This is a genomic window from Bradyrhizobium sp. CCBAU 45321, assembly GCF_028128975.1.
Lineage (GTDB): Bacteria > Pseudomonadota > Alphaproteobacteria > Rhizobiales > Xanthobacteraceae > Bradyrhizobium > Bradyrhizobium yuanmingense.
Window position 1 is genome coordinate 356,062 of record NZ_LFKZ01000130.1, and the last position, 14,780, is coordinate 370,841.

13 protein-coding genes are annotated in these 14,780 nt (G+C 64.0%); 5 read left to right on the forward strand and 8 right to left on the reverse strand.

The annotated features are described in order from the left end of the window. Nucleotides 1-38: 38 nt before the first annotated feature. Nucleotides 39-1,943 (forward strand): sensor domain-containing diguanylate cyclase, encoded by a 1,905-nt coding sequence (locus ACM43_RS34190; RefSeq protein WP_271546142.1) that lies wholly within the window; start codon nucleotides 39-41, stop codon nucleotides 1,941-1,943. A gap of 29 nt (nucleotides 1,944-1,972) precedes the next feature. Here ACM43_RS34190 and ACM43_RS34195 read toward each other — a convergent pair whose 3' ends face one another. From ACM43_RS34195 to ACM43_RS34220, 6 genes are all read right to left on the reverse strand, one after another. Continuing rightward, on the reverse strand, nucleotides 1,973-2,941 hold the full coding sequence (locus ACM43_RS34195) for an ABC transporter ATP-binding protein (protein ID WP_035996776.1): 969 nt from the start codon (nucleotides 2,939-2,941) through the stop codon (nucleotides 1,973-1,975). Beyond that, entirely contained in the window at nucleotides 2,938-3,933 is a 996-nt protein-coding gene (locus tag ACM43_RS34200) for an ABC transporter ATP-binding protein (protein ID WP_036040321.1), read from the reverse strand. The genes ACM43_RS34195 and ACM43_RS34200 overlap by 4 nt, the downstream gene beginning before the upstream one ends. Continuing rightward, on the reverse strand, nucleotides 3,933-4,850 hold the full coding sequence (locus ACM43_RS34205) for an ABC transporter permease (RefSeq protein WP_035996800.1): 918 nt from the start codon (nucleotides 4,848-4,850) through the stop codon (nucleotides 3,933-3,935). Before ACM43_RS34205 ends, ACM43_RS34200 begins: the two co-directional genes overlap by 1 nt. Then, the gene (locus tag ACM43_RS34210) at nucleotides 4,816-5,775 is read right to left on the reverse strand and encodes an ABC transporter permease (RefSeq protein ID WP_271546148.1); all 960 of its coding nucleotides are present in this window, start codon (nucleotides 5,773-5,775) and stop codon (nucleotides 4,816-4,818) included. Before ACM43_RS34210 ends, ACM43_RS34205 begins: the two co-directional genes overlap by 35 nt. Nucleotides 5,776-5,801: 26 nt before the next feature. Continuing rightward, nucleotides 5,802-7,592: a peptide ABC transporter substrate-binding protein gene (locus ACM43_RS34215; protein ID WP_271546149.1), complete on the reverse strand. Its 1,791-nt coding sequence runs from the start codon at nucleotides 7,590-7,592 to the stop codon at nucleotides 5,802-5,804. A gap of 258 nt (nucleotides 7,593-7,850) precedes the next feature. Next, a complete protein-coding gene (locus ACM43_RS34220) occupies nucleotides 7,851-9,269 on the reverse strand; it encodes a M20 family metallopeptidase (protein ID WP_271546150.1) in 1,419 nt (472 codons plus the stop codon). A 264-nt stretch (nucleotides 9,270-9,533) separates the two neighbouring features. On the opposite strand from ACM43_RS34220, the gene ACM43_RS34225 reads away from it, so the two are divergent. From ACM43_RS34225 to ACM43_RS34240, 4 genes are all read left to right on the forward strand, one after another. Next, nucleotides 9,534-10,505, forward strand: coding sequence for a S1C family serine protease (locus ACM43_RS34225; RefSeq protein WP_157286809.1), 972 nt, complete (start codon nucleotides 9,534-9,536; stop codon nucleotides 10,503-10,505). 151 nt (nucleotides 10,506-10,656) lie between these two features. Then, the gene (locus ACM43_RS34230) at nucleotides 10,657-12,087 is read left to right on the forward strand and encodes a hypothetical protein (RefSeq protein ID WP_271546152.1); all 1,431 of its coding nucleotides are present in this window, start codon (nucleotides 10,657-10,659) and stop codon (nucleotides 12,085-12,087) included. A 46-nt stretch (nucleotides 12,088-12,133) separates the two neighbouring features. Next, a complete protein-coding gene (locus ACM43_RS34235) occupies nucleotides 12,134-13,204 on the forward strand; it encodes a phospholipase (RefSeq protein ID WP_271546154.1) in 1,071 nt (356 codons plus the stop codon). An 81-nt stretch (nucleotides 13,205-13,285) separates the two neighbouring features. Beyond that, the gene (locus ACM43_RS34240; RefSeq protein ID WP_128265907.1) at nucleotides 13,286-13,492 is read left to right on the forward strand and encodes a hypothetical protein; all 207 of its coding nucleotides are present in this window, start codon (nucleotides 13,286-13,288) and stop codon (nucleotides 13,490-13,492) included. 79 nt (nucleotides 13,493-13,571) lie between these two features. Here ACM43_RS34240 and ACM43_RS34245 read toward each other — a convergent pair whose 3' ends face one another. Beyond that, complete coding sequence (locus ACM43_RS34245; RefSeq protein WP_271546156.1) at nucleotides 13,572-14,225, reverse strand: DsbA family protein; 654 nt, start codon at nucleotides 14,223-14,225, stop codon at nucleotides 13,572-13,574. Nucleotides 14,226-14,336: 111 nt separating this feature from the next. Further along, complete coding sequence (locus ACM43_RS34250) at nucleotides 14,337-14,780, reverse strand: PaaI family thioesterase (protein WP_271546158.1); 444 nt, start codon at nucleotides 14,778-14,780, stop codon at nucleotides 14,337-14,339.

Below are 14,780 nucleotides of genomic sequence, written 5' to 3' on the forward strand. Positions count from 1 at the left end.
CGAAAGTGAGAGGTTTGCTCCGATTTGGAGCACGCCTGATGGTCACGAGCCGCGAACTCGGCAAGACGCGTCTTCCGCTCTGGGCGGCCGGATTCGTCGTGCTGATTTGCGTTGCCATCCTTGGCCTGAGCGCCTGGCGCGAATGGGAGGCGCGCAACGCCGATCTGAGGAACGCCGAGATCGACGTCGCCAACGTTGCTCATTCGCTGATTCAGCATGCGGACGACACGTTCGAGCTTGCCGATACGATTCTCGTCGGGCTGGTCCACCGGCTCGAAATCGACGGGACGGGTGCGGACACGATTACGAAACTCCAGGCCTATCTGCCCACCCGCAAATCATCGGAGCGCATCCGCGGCATCTTCATCTATGATGCGACCGGCCGCTGGCTGGCCACGACGGAGCGGCTCGACTTCTCCAAGCTCAACAACAGCGACCGCGAATATTTCCAGCGCCATCGCGATTCTCCGGAGAGGGGCACGCTGATCGGGCGGCCCGTCAAGAGCCGCTCCGGCGGCCAGTGGATCATCACGGCTTCCCGCCGGATCAACGATTCCGACGGCGGCTTCGCCGGCGTTGCCCTGCTCACGATCGATGTCAGCTATTTCGTCAAGTTCTATGAGCGGTTCGATATCGGGCCGAGCGGTTCAGCATCTCTGCTCAACGACAACGGCATCATGCTGGCGCGCAGCCGCGACGAGAGCGGTGCCTTCGTCGGGCGCGACCTGTCCGATGCGCCCCTGTTCAGGACTTGGAAGAGCCGCCCCGCCGCGGCGGTCTATTATTTCAAATCGCCGCTCGATGGCGTGCAGCGGCTGAGCTACTACCAGCGCAGCAGCCGCTATCCGCTGATGGTGCTGGCGAGCAAGTCGCAGGACGACGTGCTCGCCCCCTGGCGGCGGGCGGCAGCAGCACGCATGAGCTTCGTCCTCGGACTCGTCCTCTTGATCGCGGTGATCGGCTACTATCTCGTCCGTCAGCTGATGCAGCGGCAGCGCACGGCACAGGCCCTGGTCGCCAAGGAAGCCAATTTCCGCCTGCTGGCCGAGCAATCCAGCGACATGGTGACCCGCATCGGGCTGGATAACCGGTTGCTCTACGTCTCTCCCTCCTGCGCGCGCATCACCGGCTGGTCGGCCGAAGAACTGATGGGCACCTCGGCCCTGGCCGGCATTCACGCCGACGACATGGAACGAGTTGAGCAGGCCATCGCCGCGCTGAAGAATGGCGAGGCGGAGGAAGCGCGGTTCGTCTATCGGCAGCGTCATCGCGACAAAGGCGAGATCTGGGCCGAGGCCGCGCTGCACGTGACCGTGGCGTCCGACAGCGGCGTGATCGACGGCGTCGTCGCGGTCGTGCGCGACATGACCAAGCAGAAGGATCTTCAGGACAGGCTCGCCTCGCTGGCAACCACTGACGGTCTCACCGGCCTCGCCAACCGTCGCGCCTTCGACGACCACCTTGCCGACGAATGGGCGCGGGCTCGGCGCGACGGAACTCAGCTCTCGCTACTACTGATCGATGTCGATCATTTCAAGAAATTCAACGACCTCTATGGGCATCTGGCGGGCGACGCCTGCCTGCGCGCGCTGGCCCGGATTTTATCCGCCCAGGCCAGGCGTCCGGCCGACCTCGCGGCGCGCTATGGCGGCGAGGAATTCGCCGTGCTGCTGCCGAACACCGGTCCTGAAGGCTGCGCCGAGGTCGGCGAAGCGATTCGCCAGGCGCTGCTCGATCTCGCCATGCTGCACGCGCAAAATCCGCCTTCGCGGCTGGTGACTGCGAGCATCGGCGGCGCCGCGGCTCTTCCGTCCCAGACCGCGATGGAGTCTAGCACGCTGGTTGCCGCCGCCGACCGGGCGCTCTACGTCGCCAAGGAGAGCGGCCGAGACCGGCTGGTGATGTCGGGCCAGGTGATAGCATGGCCCGCGAAAAGCGCGTGAGCTGATCGGCCGTCTACGGATTCATAGCACTACGCCAGATGGCACGCCACGAAATGGCCGCCCGCGCCCTCCTTCAGCGGCGGCGCGCTTTCCGCGCAGCGTGGCTGGGCGATCGGGCAGCGGGTGTGGAAGTGACAGCCGGAGGGCGGCTTCATCGGGCTCGGCACGTCGCCCTTGAGGCGGATGCGCTCGCGCTTGAGTTTTGGATCTGGCACCGGCACCGCCGACAGCAGCGCCCTGGTGTAGGGATGCTGCGGGTTGCGGTAGAGGTCGCTGGCTTTCGCGAGCTCGACGATGCGGCCGAGATACATCACCGCGACGCGGTCGGAGATGTGTTCGACCACCGAGAGGTCGTGCGCGACGAACAGATAGGTCAGGTTCAGCTCGGCCTGAAGGTCCTCCAGCAGGTTGATGACCTGGGCCTGGATCGACACGTCGAGCGCGGAGACCGGCTCGTCGCAGACGATCAGCTTCGGCTCGACCGCGAGCGCGCGCGCGATCACGATGCGCTGGCGCTGGCCGCCGGAGAATTCATGCGGATAGCGTCGCATGTGCTCGGCCTTGAGCCCGACCTTGACCAGAAGCCCCGCAACGCGCTCCTCGCGCTCTTTCGAGGAGGAGGCGAGATTGTGGATGGTAAAGGCTTCGCCGAGAATGGCCCCGACCGTCATGCGCGGATTGAGCGAGGCGAACGGATCCTGGAACACCAGCTGCATGTTCCGCCGCATCGCGCGCAGATCGTTGCCGCCGAGCTTGCGCACGTCCTGGCCGTCGAAGGTGACCTCGCCGTCAGTCGGCTCGATCAGGCGCAGCACGCAGCGCCCGGTCGTCGACTTGCCGCAACCGGATTCGCCGACCAGGCCGAGCGTCTCGCCGCGGTTGACCGAGAACGACACGCCGTCGACCGCGTAGACCGTGCCGACCTGGCGCGACAAGAGGCCGCCGAGCACCGGGAAATGTTTCTTCAAGCCGCTGACGCGGAGCAAGGGCTCGCTCATGACGCGGCTCCCACGCTGGTATCTCCGAGATGACAGGCCATGCGGTGACCGGGCGCGATCTCGCGCAGCAGCGGCTCCTTCTCGGTGCAGACATTCATGGCGAACTTGCAGCGCGGCGCGAAGCGGCAGCCGACCGGCGGGTTGATCAGGATCGGCACAGAGCCGCCGATCGCCTCGAGCCGCGTCTTGTGCTCGCTGTCGAGATCGATGCGCGGGATCGAGCGGATCAGGCCTTGCGTATAGGGATGACGGGGATCGCCGAAGAGATCGTCGACGGGCGCCTCCTCCACCACCTTGCCGGCATACATCACGACGACGCGCTGCGCTGTCTCGGCGACGACGCCCATGGCATGGGTGATCAGCATCACCGCCATGCCGAAGCGGTCCTTCATGTCCTGCAATAGGTCGAGGATCTGCGCCTGGATGGTGACGTCGAGCGCGGTGGTGGGCTCGTCGGCGATGATCAGCTTCGGCTTGCAGGCGAGCGCCATCGCGATCATCACGCGCTGGCGCATGCCGCCGGAAAACTGATGCGGATAATTGTGCACGCGGCCTTCGGCGTTCGGGATCTGCACCAGTTTCAGCATCTCGATGGTGCGCTCGAGCGCCTGCTTCCTGGTCACCGCTTCGTGCCGCCGCAGGCTCTCTGCGATCTGCTCGCCGATGGTGAGCACCGGATTGAGCGAGGTCATCGGCTCCTGGAAGATGAAGCCGATCTCCTTCGCCCTGATCTCGTCGAGCTGGTTGCTGGTCAGCGGCACCAGATCGCGCCCCTCGAAGATGATCTGGCCCGCCGCGATCCGGCCCGGCGGCATCGCGATCAGCTTCAGGATCGACATCGCGGTCACGGTCTTGCCGCAGCCGGATTCGCCGACGACGCAGAGCGTCTCGCCCTTGTTGATGGAGATGTCGACACCGTCGACGGCCTGGAGGATGCCGTCGTCCGTGGAGAAGTGGGTTTTCAGGCCCTTGATCTCGAGCAGCGGCGCCATCAGATCACCCGTCGCGCATCGAGCGCGTCGCGCAGACCGTCGCCGATGAAGTTGATGGCCACCACCGCAACGAAGATCGCGCCGCCCGGAAACAACGCCCAGTGCGGGCCGATGTCGAGAAAATCCTTGGCGTCAAACAGCAGCCGGCCCCAGGTCGGGGTATCCGGCGGGAAGCCGAGGCCGAGGAAGGACAGCGTCGATTCCGCGATGATCGCGGCGGCGACGTCGATGGTGCCGGCGATGATCACCGGGCCGACCGCATTGGGCAGGATGTGCCGCACCACCTGCCGCACCGGACTGGCACCGAGCGCACGGGCGGCTTCGACGAACTCCTTTTCGCGGAGCGACAAGAACTGGGCACGCACCAGCCGCGCCACCGGCATCCAGCGCAGACCTCCGATCACGAGCACGATCAAGATGAAGATGCCGCCTTCGGGCCCGAACACCTGCTTCAGCCCGTCGCGGAACAGATAGATCAGCAGCAGCAGCAGCGGCAGCTGCGGCAGTGACAGGAACAGGTCGGTGAGCCACATCAATCCGTGTCCGAGCGCGCCGCGCGACATACCGGCGAGCGCGCCGATCACTGTGCCGATGATGACAGCGACCAGCATCGCGGCGAGCCCGACCGCGAGCGAGATGCGGCCGCCATAGATCATGCGCGCCAGAATGTCCTGGCCGAGATCGTCGGTGCCGAAGGGATGGGCGAGCGACGGACCCTGCAGGCCCGCGACGATGTCGATCTCGTTGATCTTCACACGCCACACGAACGGCCCAAGCACGACGGCGAGCACCAGGATGAGGAGCAGGACAGCGCTGACCACCGCGAGCCGGTGGCGGCTGTAACGCCGCCATGCTTCGCGCCAGGGCGAATAGGCGCGCCGCTCAGCGGAGGGAGATGCGAGGGTCAAGCCAGCCATAAAGCACGTCCGCGATGAGATTGAACAGCACCACGAGGCACGCGAAGACGAAGGTGACGGCCATCACCACCGGCGTGTCGTTGGAAAGGATGGAGGAGATCAGCAGCGAGCCGATGCCGGGAATGCGGAAGATCTGCTCGGTGACGATGGCGCCGCCGAACACCGCGGGCATCTGCAACGCGATCAGCGTGACCACGGGGATCATGGCGTTGCGCATCACGTGCTTGATGATCACCGTGGTCTGGCCGAGGCCCTTGGCCCGCGCCGTGGTGACGTAATCGAGCCGGATGACGTCGAGCATCGCCGAGCGCACGAAGCGCGTCATCGATGCCGCCTGGAACAGGCCGAGCACCGCCACCGGCATGATCGCCTGACGGATCATCTCCAGCACCCAGCGGATGCCGGTGGCCTTGATGTCGGTGGTGTAGACGAAAGGCAGCCAGTCCAGCGTGACCGAGAAGATCAGAATGAACAGGATGCCGGTGAAGAAGGTCGGCAGCGAGAAGCCGACGAAGGCGAGCGTATTCGCGATCTGGTCGAACAGCGAATACGGCCTGGTCGCGGCATAGACGCCGACCGGGATCGCGATCAGCAGCGCCAGGATCTGCGCCGAGCCGATCACGTAGAGCGTGGCGGGCAGGCGCTGGAGGATCAGCGTGTCGACGTTAATCCGGCTGACGAAGGAGAAGCCCCAGTCGCCGTGCAGCATGGCGTTGAGCCAGTGCAGGTAGCGGAGGTAGATCGGATCGTCGAGACCGAACTTGGCCCGGAGTGCCGCCTGAACTTCGGGCGGCACGTTCGGATTGGTGGCCAGTTCGGAGAACGGATCGCCGGGCGCGAGTGCAAGCACGACGAACAGCACCAGCGAAATCGCCAGCAGGCTCGGAACGGCAATCAGGAGGCGACGCAGGACATACTGACTCATAGGGAAGAATCCCGTCTAGCCTGCGCTCATGCCTCCCGGTACCAGTCCTGGAGGTTATCGGTCCGATTGGCCCAGCCCGAGAGCGCCGGCCGCAACGTGTTGGAGCAGGCATCCACCAGCAGGCGATGCATCACCGGAATGAACACGGTGTCCTGCCACAACAGGTCGTTGCACTTGATGTAGAGCGCGGCGCGCTTGACTGGATCGGTCTCGGTCTCAGCCGCAGCAATGGCGTCATCATACTCCTTGTTGACGTAGCGCGGGAAGTTCTGCCCCTGCCATTTGTTCTCCTTGGTGGCCACATTGGCGGAGATGTAGCGCCGCATGTGCAGGGCCGGATCGGGCTGCGTCATCGGGATCTGGAACTCCTCGATGTCGGCATAGAACTTCGGATAGGTGTCCGGGTTGGCGACGTCAGACGAGAAGAAGACCGAGGCGACGACCGATTTCAGCTCCACGTCGATGCCGGCCTTCTGGCAGGCCTGCTTGACGATGGCCTGGGTCTTCTGGCGCGGACCGTTGGTCGAGGTCTGATACAGAAGCTTGAATTTCTTGCCGTCCTTCTCGCGGATGCCGTCGGCGCCGACCTTCCAGCCGGCGTCATCGAGCATCTTCGACGCCTTCTCGATGTTGAACTCCCACGAGGTGTTCTTGGAGACGAACTTCTCGGGGCCGTTGAGGTAGTTGGCCGTGGTGCGGCCGGCCCGACCATAGATCGCCTTCTTGACGGAGTCGCGGTCGACGAGTAGGGCGAGCGCCTTGCGCACGTTCGGATCGGAGAAGATCGGGTGCTTGGTCTTCATCGAGGAGCGTTCGCCGTCGATCTCGACATTCGGATCGGTGAAATTGATCGCGATGAACTCGATGTCGCCGCCGGTGGCATAGACGGTCTTGCCCTTGCCGCCCTTCTCCAGACGCAGCAGCACGTCGTCTTCGACCTGCATGTTCCAGGCGAAATCGAATTCGCCGGTCTGGATCACCGCGCGCGCCGCCGAGACGGCATCGCCGCCGCCCTTCATCTCGATCGTGTCGAAATGCGGACGGTTGGGCATGTGATAGTCTGGATTGAGCTCGCCGCGGACCACATCGCCCGGCTTGAACTCGACGAACTTGTAGGGACCGGTGCCCACCGGGGCCAGATTGTTCGGCGCCTCGCGGGACTTCGAGCCTTTGTAGTCGGCAAACAGATGCTTGGGGAGAACGCATCCATAAGCGCCGACGAACGCGTTGGCCCAGAACGGCGTCGGGGTCTTGAACAGGATGCGAATCGAAAGATCGCTGACCTTCTCGACCGTGATTTCACCATAGGTGCTGATGCTGACGGCAGCCGTGGCGGGATCGCTGGCGTACTGCCAGGTGAACACGAAGTCGTCGGCAGTCAGCGGCTTGCCATCGTGCCATTTGACTCCCGGCTTGATTTTCCAGACCACTGATTTGGCATCGGCCGCGAGACCGCCGTTTGCAAGCGAAGGAATCTCTGCAGCGAGGATGGGGTTGAGATTGCCGTCGGCGTCCCAGCTGGCGAGCGGTTCGTAGAAAAGCCGCGATCCGTCCTGGTCCTTGGTGCCGGTGGCGAAATGCGGATTGAGAAGCGTCGGCCCCTGCCACCACAGCACCTTGAGAGGGCCGCCGCCCCCGCGCTTGGTCGGCTTGTAGACCGCGGGGCTCTGCGCCATGGCAACGCCGCCGAGCGCGAGGAGCTGGTTGGCGAGGGGAGCGGTGAGACCGACCGCGGCGAGGCGCTTGACGAAGGCGCGGCGGTCCATCCGCCCGTCCTTCACCTGACCGATCATCGAACGCAGCTCTTTGTCCAGCATGGTTGTCCCCCGTCTGGTTCCGACATGGATGCAGGCGGCCGCTCGCGACCGCCGGTTTGGCTGGCGGTAGATGGCACACCGAATGGGGTGCACGTCAACTGGGACCGTGTGTATGCAAACGGTCTATTGGCTGTCCGTTGGGCAAAATTGCGCTCCGCAGCCCATCCGTTCGGCAATCCAGCATCAAAATCTGCTGGATTGCGCGCTGCACTGCGGAAAATTTGTTCGCTGGATCAGACGAAGTATCGAGGCGAATTCCTACGCCACGGACATGTCGAGCGGCGGCGCGACGTGATCCGGCAACGGACAGACGTAAGGAGTCCGGGCCGTCCGCTTCTGGAGATCCGCCTTGGCAACCTTGATCAGCTCCGGTTCCGTCAACGCCTTGATGCCGAGACCTGCCATCGCCTTGGCTGCTTGCACCATGGCCTTGTGCGCGTGCGGGCTCTTGCCCTGCGCCACCACCTGCCAAGTGTGGAAGGGCGTGCCGATTGCAACCGTCGGTGCATGCACCTGCACGGTCGGCACCACCCAGCTCACGTCGCCGACATCGGTCGAGCCGACCAGCGGATTGCGCTTGGCATCGAGCGGCACCAGGAAGTCGGCCAGCGGCCGATCGGTCGGCTCCATGCCGATCGCGTAATAGACCGAGGCGATATCCTTATCGCTCAAGGTCGCACGGATCTGGCTGGCAAAGCTCTTGTCCGCATCGTCGAAATGCGGCGGTCCGAGCTCTTCCATGACCTGATGCAGCGCCTGCTCCAGCGGCGTGTTCGGCAGGATGTTGGAGACCGCGGAGATGATCTTCATCTCGACCTTGGTCTCGGTCATCAACGCCGCGCCTTGCGCGATCTTGGACACACGCTCGACCAACTCGTTCATGCCGGGAAGATCGCGCGCGCGGATCGAATAGCGCACGCGGGCATGGGCTTGCACTACGTTCGGCGCGATGCCGCCGGTGTCGAGCAGGGCATAGTGCACGCGCGCGTCGCTCGGCATGTGCTCGCGCATGTAGTTCACGCCGACATTCATCAATTCCACCGCATCGAGCGCCGAACGGCCGAGATGCGGCGAGGCCGCCGCATGCGAAGTGCGGCCGGTGAAGATGAAATCCGCGCGCGTATTCGCAAGCGAGGGCGTCACCGCCACTTCCCAGAAGCTGTGCGGGTGCCAGGTGATGGCGATGTCGGCGTCCTCGAACGCGCCGGAGCGCACCATGAAGGCCTTGGCCGCGCCGCCTTCCTCCGCCGGACAGCCGTAATAGCGCACCCGGCCGGGCACCTTGCTCTCGGCCAGCCAGTCCTTCACCGCGGTCGCGGCGAGCAGCGCTGCGGAACCGAGCAGGTTGTGACCGCAGCCATGGCCATGGCCGCCGTTTTCGATCGGGCGATGCTCGGCGACACCCGCCTCCTGGCTGAGGCCCGGCAGCGCATCGTACTCGCCCATGAAGGCAATGACCGGACCGCCCTCGCCCCACTCGCCGATCAGCGCAGTCGGGATGCCGGCGACGCTCTCGGTGATGCGGAATCCCTGATGACGCAGCTCGGCGAGATGCTCGGCGGCGGACCGCGCCTCGGTGTAGCAGACCTCAGGCATGCCCCAGACCCTGTCGCTGAGGTCGATGAAGCGTGCCTTGATCGTGTCGATGCCACGCCAAATGTCGCTGCGGTTGTCCATGCTTGTCGTCCGTGATCCCTTGGTCAAACGAGGCGGCAATGGTTAGCAGCTTCACTGCACGGCGCCTAGCACCGCGCCGGACAGCAGCCATGCGCCGGATCAGATGACGATGCGTTTCCAGGCCTTTCCAAGATTTCACGCGGCGTTCTCCCGAATAGTTGGGAACGAGGCTTTCAAGACGGCCTGCTCCGGCCTAAATTAGGCGTGCTTCGCGCGTTGTTCCGCCAGTCTTGCCGGAGCGATGCTCTCAGCCAGGAGAACTCCATGAGCACTGTGACCGAATGGAGAGTGCCGCCGGCGAACCAGCCGCGGGCGAGCGACTATGGTTTCGATCTCGACCGCGCACTCGGCTCCGTCGTCGGCCTGCACGCCATCATCCCTCCGGACGCCTTCAGTGCCGAGACACTGGGCACCGAACGCGCCGGCAACGGCGTCGTGATCGATGACGGCCTGGTGCTCACGATAGGTTATCTCATCACCGAGGCAGAGTCGGTCTGGCTGCACCGCGCCGACGGACGCGTGGTGGAGGGCCATGCGCTCGGCTTCGATTCCGAGACCGGGTTCGGGCTGGTGCAGGCGCTCGGCCAGCTCGACATTGCGCCGCTGCCGCTCGGCTCGTCGGCGGCGACACGGATCGGCGACCGCGTCGTGGTCGGCGGCGCCGGCGGACGCACGCGCTCGGTCGCGAGCCAGGTCGTGGCCAAGCAGGAATTCGCCGGTTACTGGGAATATCTGCTGGACGAGGCCATCTTCACCGCTCCCGCACATCCGAACTGGGGCGGTACGGCGCTGCTCAACGAACGCGGCGAGCTGATCGGCATCGGCTCGCTCCAACTCGATCGCGAACGTGACGGCGAGGCCGAGCACGTCAACATGATCGTGCCGATCGACCTCTTGAAGCCGGTCCTGGAGGACTTGCGCAAGTTCGGCCGTGTCAACAAGCCGGCACGACCCTGGCTCGGACTCTACTCGACCGAGATCGACAACCGCGTGGTGGTGATCGGGATCTCCGCCAATGGCCCGGCCGCCCGCGCCGAGCTCAAGACCGGCGACGTCATTCTCGCCGTGAACGGTGACAGGGTGACGAGCCAGACCGCCTTCTACAAGAAAATGTGGGCGCTCGGCGCCGCCGGCGTCGACGTGCCGCTCACCGTTCATCATGAAGGCGTCACCTTCGACGTCACCGTGACGTCGACCGATCGCTTCAAGCTCCTGAAGGCGCCGAAGCTGCACTGAGCGGGAGTCGCCAAGACCCCTCAAGCGCAACACCAAGCTCCGGATATTCCGCCGGAGGCTGCGGCGAATAATCGCTTGCAATTTTGGGTTGTCTCATTGCAAGCTACAACTTGGTGATTTTTACTCTCATTTTTTGTTCAAGGTAATTGCCATGCCCCGCGTGCCTCCGAGGACGCTCGCTGCCGTTTTGACGCTAGCGGGAATTGTTGCGCTGGTGATGTGCATGCTTGGTACGGCGTTCGAGTGGCCTTTCCTCACGGGCGCTCCAGCGAATCAAAAGGCGCCGAATAATGTCGCCGATGCCGGTTGCGGAGATGGATTGAAGGCCGCTCTCGACCCTGGCTCTATTGCGAACGCAAAATCCGCCGCTGACGACGCGAATGGGAAATTCCGTATTGTAGACGTCTTGCCCCGTACCATCAGGCTCGGTGGTCGCCTTTGTGTCGTCGTTGCCGGCGTCGCGTCCGAGGCTGGCGAAAAGAAGCTGAAGAAGGATGTCGAAGACAACGAGACGAAAGTAAAGGACCTACAAACACAACTTGACACCCCCCTCGATGCCAAGACGAAGACCGAAACCGAGAAGAAGCTCGATGTCGCCAACGTCGCCCTGTCTGTTGCCAAAGCCGCTCAGAACCAGCCACCTCCTGTCGTCGATGTGACGCTGTTTCTGAACGGACGCCGCACGCCGATGTCGCTCAAGGTGCCGGCTATACCTGCACCGCAAACACTCGTTTTCGAGTTCGGGCAGACCCCTGATGCAGCGTCGGACGACGCCAAATTCTGGCGCGGCTTGCTGGCGAACAAGACTAATTCGGGTTCGATGCCGCTCAAGATCGGAGTATCGAGATCGCAAAGCAGCACGCCAGAGGCGGAAGCCAGATCCTCGATCGAACTCCGGGTGTATTGGCCGTACATTGTTGGTCTGGGCGCGCTATCAATGGCCTTGCTGTTGACCGGTTTCGCCATCTTTGCAGCCAAGTCGAGCGTCCTGCGCGATCACTCGCTTACAAATATCGATTTGGCGGAGCAAAATGCCAGGACCGCACGCGATGCGGCCGCCGCGGACCCCACGAACGCTGATCTGCAGAAAGCCAAGACGAAAGCTGAAGACGAGCTAAAGGAATGCATGGCCAGTCCAACGAGGGACGACCCCGCAGGCACGTTCAGCCTCGGCCGCACTCAGATGGCGTTGTGGCTGTGGCTCTCGACTGCGGGCTTCATCTTCCTCTGGCTCACGCTGGGAATCTACCGGAACGTCATCACCGAAGCAATTCTCGTGCTTCTCGGCATCAACAGCGTGACTGGCATCGCTGCCGTCATCCTGGATAGGGACGACCTCAAGAATCCGATAAGGGTGAAATCGAAAAGATTCTGGAGCGACCTGCTATCGGATGAAGACGGACCCAAATTGCACAGGATTCAGATGATTGGCTGGACCGCTATCCTCGCCGTGATCTTTATCTGGAACGTCGTCGCCAACTTCATCTTCGTGGAATTCGATACGAATCTGCTGCTCCTGATGGGCATTGTCAATTCGACATACCTGGGATTTAAGACGCAGGAGAAGGCCGCGAAGAAATAGCGCACCGCGCTGCGGTCGCCGCGGCGCAAGCCGTGGAGAGGCTATAATGAGCGAGGCCGTGATCGACGACGTCGTGGCCGTGCTGCCACCTCTGCTCAACGCGCTGGAAGCACTCGGCTTCTTCCAGCGACATCTGCATCCACCGGCCTTCGCCTCGGTGATGGATGCGATCGGCACGCCGGACGAGGCGCTGCAGACGGCGCACGCAGCAATCGGGGATTGGCCGGAGCGGTTCGCCGGGCTGCGCGACCGGCTCGATCGCGCCTGCGGCGAGACGCTCGCTGCCTTTGCGGGCATTCGTGAGGTCGAGCGTGGCCATGGCGATCTCGTCGCGGTATTCCGCGCCTTGCGCCATGTCCCGCGCGCGCAGGAGGCGCTCTATCCGCTGGCAGCGCAATTTCCGCCGGTGAGCGGCTTCTTCCTCAACGCCGCCAATCGCGACAATGCGGATTTGTTATCGCGGCTCCAAGCCAGCGCGAGCGAAGATACCGGCATCTTCCACGACCACAACGAGCCCGGCAGCCGCGGCGGCTTCTCGGTCTACGTCCCCGAATATTACGCGCCCGAGCGTGCCATGCCGCTGGTGATGGCGCTGCATGGCGGCAGCGGCAACGGACGCGGCTTTCTGTGGAGCTGGCTCCGCGACGCCCGCACTCTTGGGGCGATCCTGGTGGCGCCGACCGCGACCGGCCCGACCTGGGCGCTGATGGGCGACGACACCGACACACCGAACCTCATGCGCATCATCGATACTGTGCGCGGCCGCTGGCGCATCGACCCCGCGCGCATGCTGCTGACAGGCATGAGCGACGGCGGCACCTTCTGCTACGTCACCGGCCTCGACAGCGCCTCGCCCTTCACGCATCTCGCCCCTGTTGCAGCGACCTTCCATCCGCTGATGGCGGAAATGGCCGACGCGATGCGCCTGCAAGGCCTGCCTATCTTCATCACTCACGGCAAGCTCGACTGGATGTTTCCGGTGCAGACCGCACGGCAGACGCAGGCGGCGCTGTCCGCCGCCGGTGCCCAAATCACCTATCGCGAGATCGACGACCTCAGCCACACCTATCCGCGCGAGATCAATGCGGAGCTGATGGAGTGGCTGAATGGAAAATGAACAACCTCTCCTTGAATGCGCCGCATGGTCGCGGAACCATCACTCCGGGCCGACGTTATCGCCCGTCACCGGAGGTTCGCCATGCAGACTTTTTTCGGAATGATCCTGGGCGCGTTGCTGCTTGCGGGCGGCGTCTACGTCTATGATTCCATGCAGACGTCGTCAGTCGCCAAGGGCGAGGTCGCGACCACCAACCGCACCATCGTGAACTGGGACGTCGCCAAGGCCGATTGGGATGCGCTGCGCGATCGCGCGCACAAGGACTGGGTCCGGATCTCGTCGAAGTAATTTCGTCCGATCGACATGAACGAGGCGCCGTCGCAGACCCGCGACGGCGCCTTTGTATTGCGTCCTGAATATCGCCGGCTCAGTTCATCTTGGCCTTGCGGGCGTCGGCGATGACCTGCTCGAACTCGGTCATGCTGAGCGCGCCGGGCACGCGATACTTGCCGACGATGAAGGACGGGGTGCCCTGGAAGCCGAAAGCTTCAGCCTGCTCGTTGTTGCGCTTGAGGATGGCGTCGATGTCCTTGGCGTGGCCGGTGAGATCGCGCTTCAAGTGGTCCATGTCGACCCCGGCAGCCGCGAGCAGCTCGTTGATGCGCGGCTCGGTCAGGCGCGAGCTGACGCCGATCAGGGCGTCATGGGCCTGGTGATACTTGCCCTGGAACTTGGCCCCCAGCGCGCTCCGCGCCGCGGTGACTGAAACCGGCCCGAGGATCGGCCAGTCCTTCATGACCAGCCGCACCTTGCCGTCGTCCTGGACCACCTGGCGCAGCTCGGGCTCGAGCTTGCGGCAATAGGGACAATTGTAGTCGGACCATTCGACGATGGTGATGTTGCCGTCGGGATTGCCTGCGACCGGCGTGTCGGGATCGCGCAGCACCTTGGCTTCGGTCAGCACTTCGTCATCGCCGGTGGCGGCGCGCGCCGAAACGATCCCGCCAGCCGCGAGCACACCCGCTCCGATCAGCGTCAAGGCTGCGCGCCGGCTCGGCGCATTGTTCCCAAATCCAGTCATATCGTCCCGTTCCGGTCCCATCTTGCGGATATACGCCCGCGGACCGGCCATTGTTACGACTCATATAGAATGCTGCGGGAGCGATTGCCACGCGAATCGCGCCCGGCTCAACTAAGCCGCCGGCAGCATCGCCATCAATGTCCCGGTCATCGTAGCGATCAGCGTGGTCTTGCCGTCATGCTCGGCGTAGGCCTTTGCCTCGCAGAAGGTCAGCGTGCGGCCGGGCTTGACCACTTCGGCCTTGAAGACGAAACGCTCGCCGCGGGCGGGCGCGAGCAGCGTGGTCTTGAATTCGACGGTGAGGATACCGGCCTCCGGCGGCATCAAGCTGAAGGCCGCAACGCCGCAGGCGTTGTCGAGCCCGGCGGTGATGATGCCGGCATGGATGAAACCGTTCTGCTGCGTGAAGGCCGGCGCATGCAGCATCGCGAGCTCGACCTCGCCCGGCGCGAGGCGAACGATCACGATGCCGAGCGTGCGCATGGCCGGTTGGGCATCGAACATGGCGATGGCCGCCGCGCGATAGCCCGGGTTTTTCGGCTCGAATGCGGTCAT

Excerpts from the sequence above, each read along its gene's own strand:
- ACM43_RS34190 (WP_271546142.1), top strand. The coding sequence starts at position 39 with ATGGTCACGAGCCGCGAACTCGGCAAGACGCGTCTTCCGCTCTGGGCG.
- ACM43_RS34195 (WP_035996776.1), bottom strand. The coding sequence starts at position 2,941 with ATGAGCGAGCCCTTGCTCCGCGTCAGCGGCTTGAAGAAACATTTCCCG.
- ACM43_RS34200 (WP_036040321.1), bottom strand. The coding sequence starts at position 3,933 with ATGGCGCCGCTGCTCGAGATCAAGGGCCTGAAAACCCACTTCTCCACG.
- ACM43_RS34205 (WP_035996800.1), bottom strand. The coding sequence starts at position 4,850 with ATGGCTGGCTTGACCCTCGCATCTCCCTCCGCTGAGCGGCGCGCCTAT.
- ACM43_RS34210 (WP_271546148.1), bottom strand. The coding sequence starts at position 5,775 with ATGAGTCAGTATGTCCTGCGTCGCCTCCTGATTGCCGTTCCGAGCCTG.
- ACM43_RS34215 (WP_271546149.1), bottom strand. The coding sequence starts at position 7,592 with ATGCTGGACAAAGAGCTGCGTTCGATGATCGGTCAGGTGAAGGACGGG.
- ACM43_RS34220 (WP_271546150.1), bottom strand. The coding sequence starts at position 9,269 with ATGGACAACCGCAGCGACATTTGGCGTGGCATCGACACGATCAAGGCA.
- ACM43_RS34225 (WP_157286809.1), top strand. The coding sequence starts at position 9,534 with ATGAGCACTGTGACCGAATGGAGAGTGCCGCCGGCGAACCAGCCGCGG.
- ACM43_RS34230 (WP_271546152.1), top strand. The coding sequence starts at position 10,657 with ATGCCCCGCGTGCCTCCGAGGACGCTCGCTGCCGTTTTGACGCTAGCG.
- ACM43_RS34235 (WP_271546154.1), top strand. The coding sequence starts at position 12,134 with ATGAGCGAGGCCGTGATCGACGACGTCGTGGCCGTGCTGCCACCTCTG.
- ACM43_RS34240 (WP_128265907.1), top strand. The coding sequence starts at position 13,286 with ATGCAGACTTTTTTCGGAATGATCCTGGGCGCGTTGCTGCTTGCGGGC.
- ACM43_RS34245 (WP_271546156.1), bottom strand. The coding sequence starts at position 14,225 with ATGACTGGATTTGGGAACAATGCGCCGAGCCGGCGCGCAGCCTTGACG.
- ACM43_RS34250 (WP_271546158.1), bottom strand. The coding sequence starts at position 14,780 with ATGACCGCATTCGAGCCGAAAAACCCGGGCTATCGCGCGGCGGCCATC.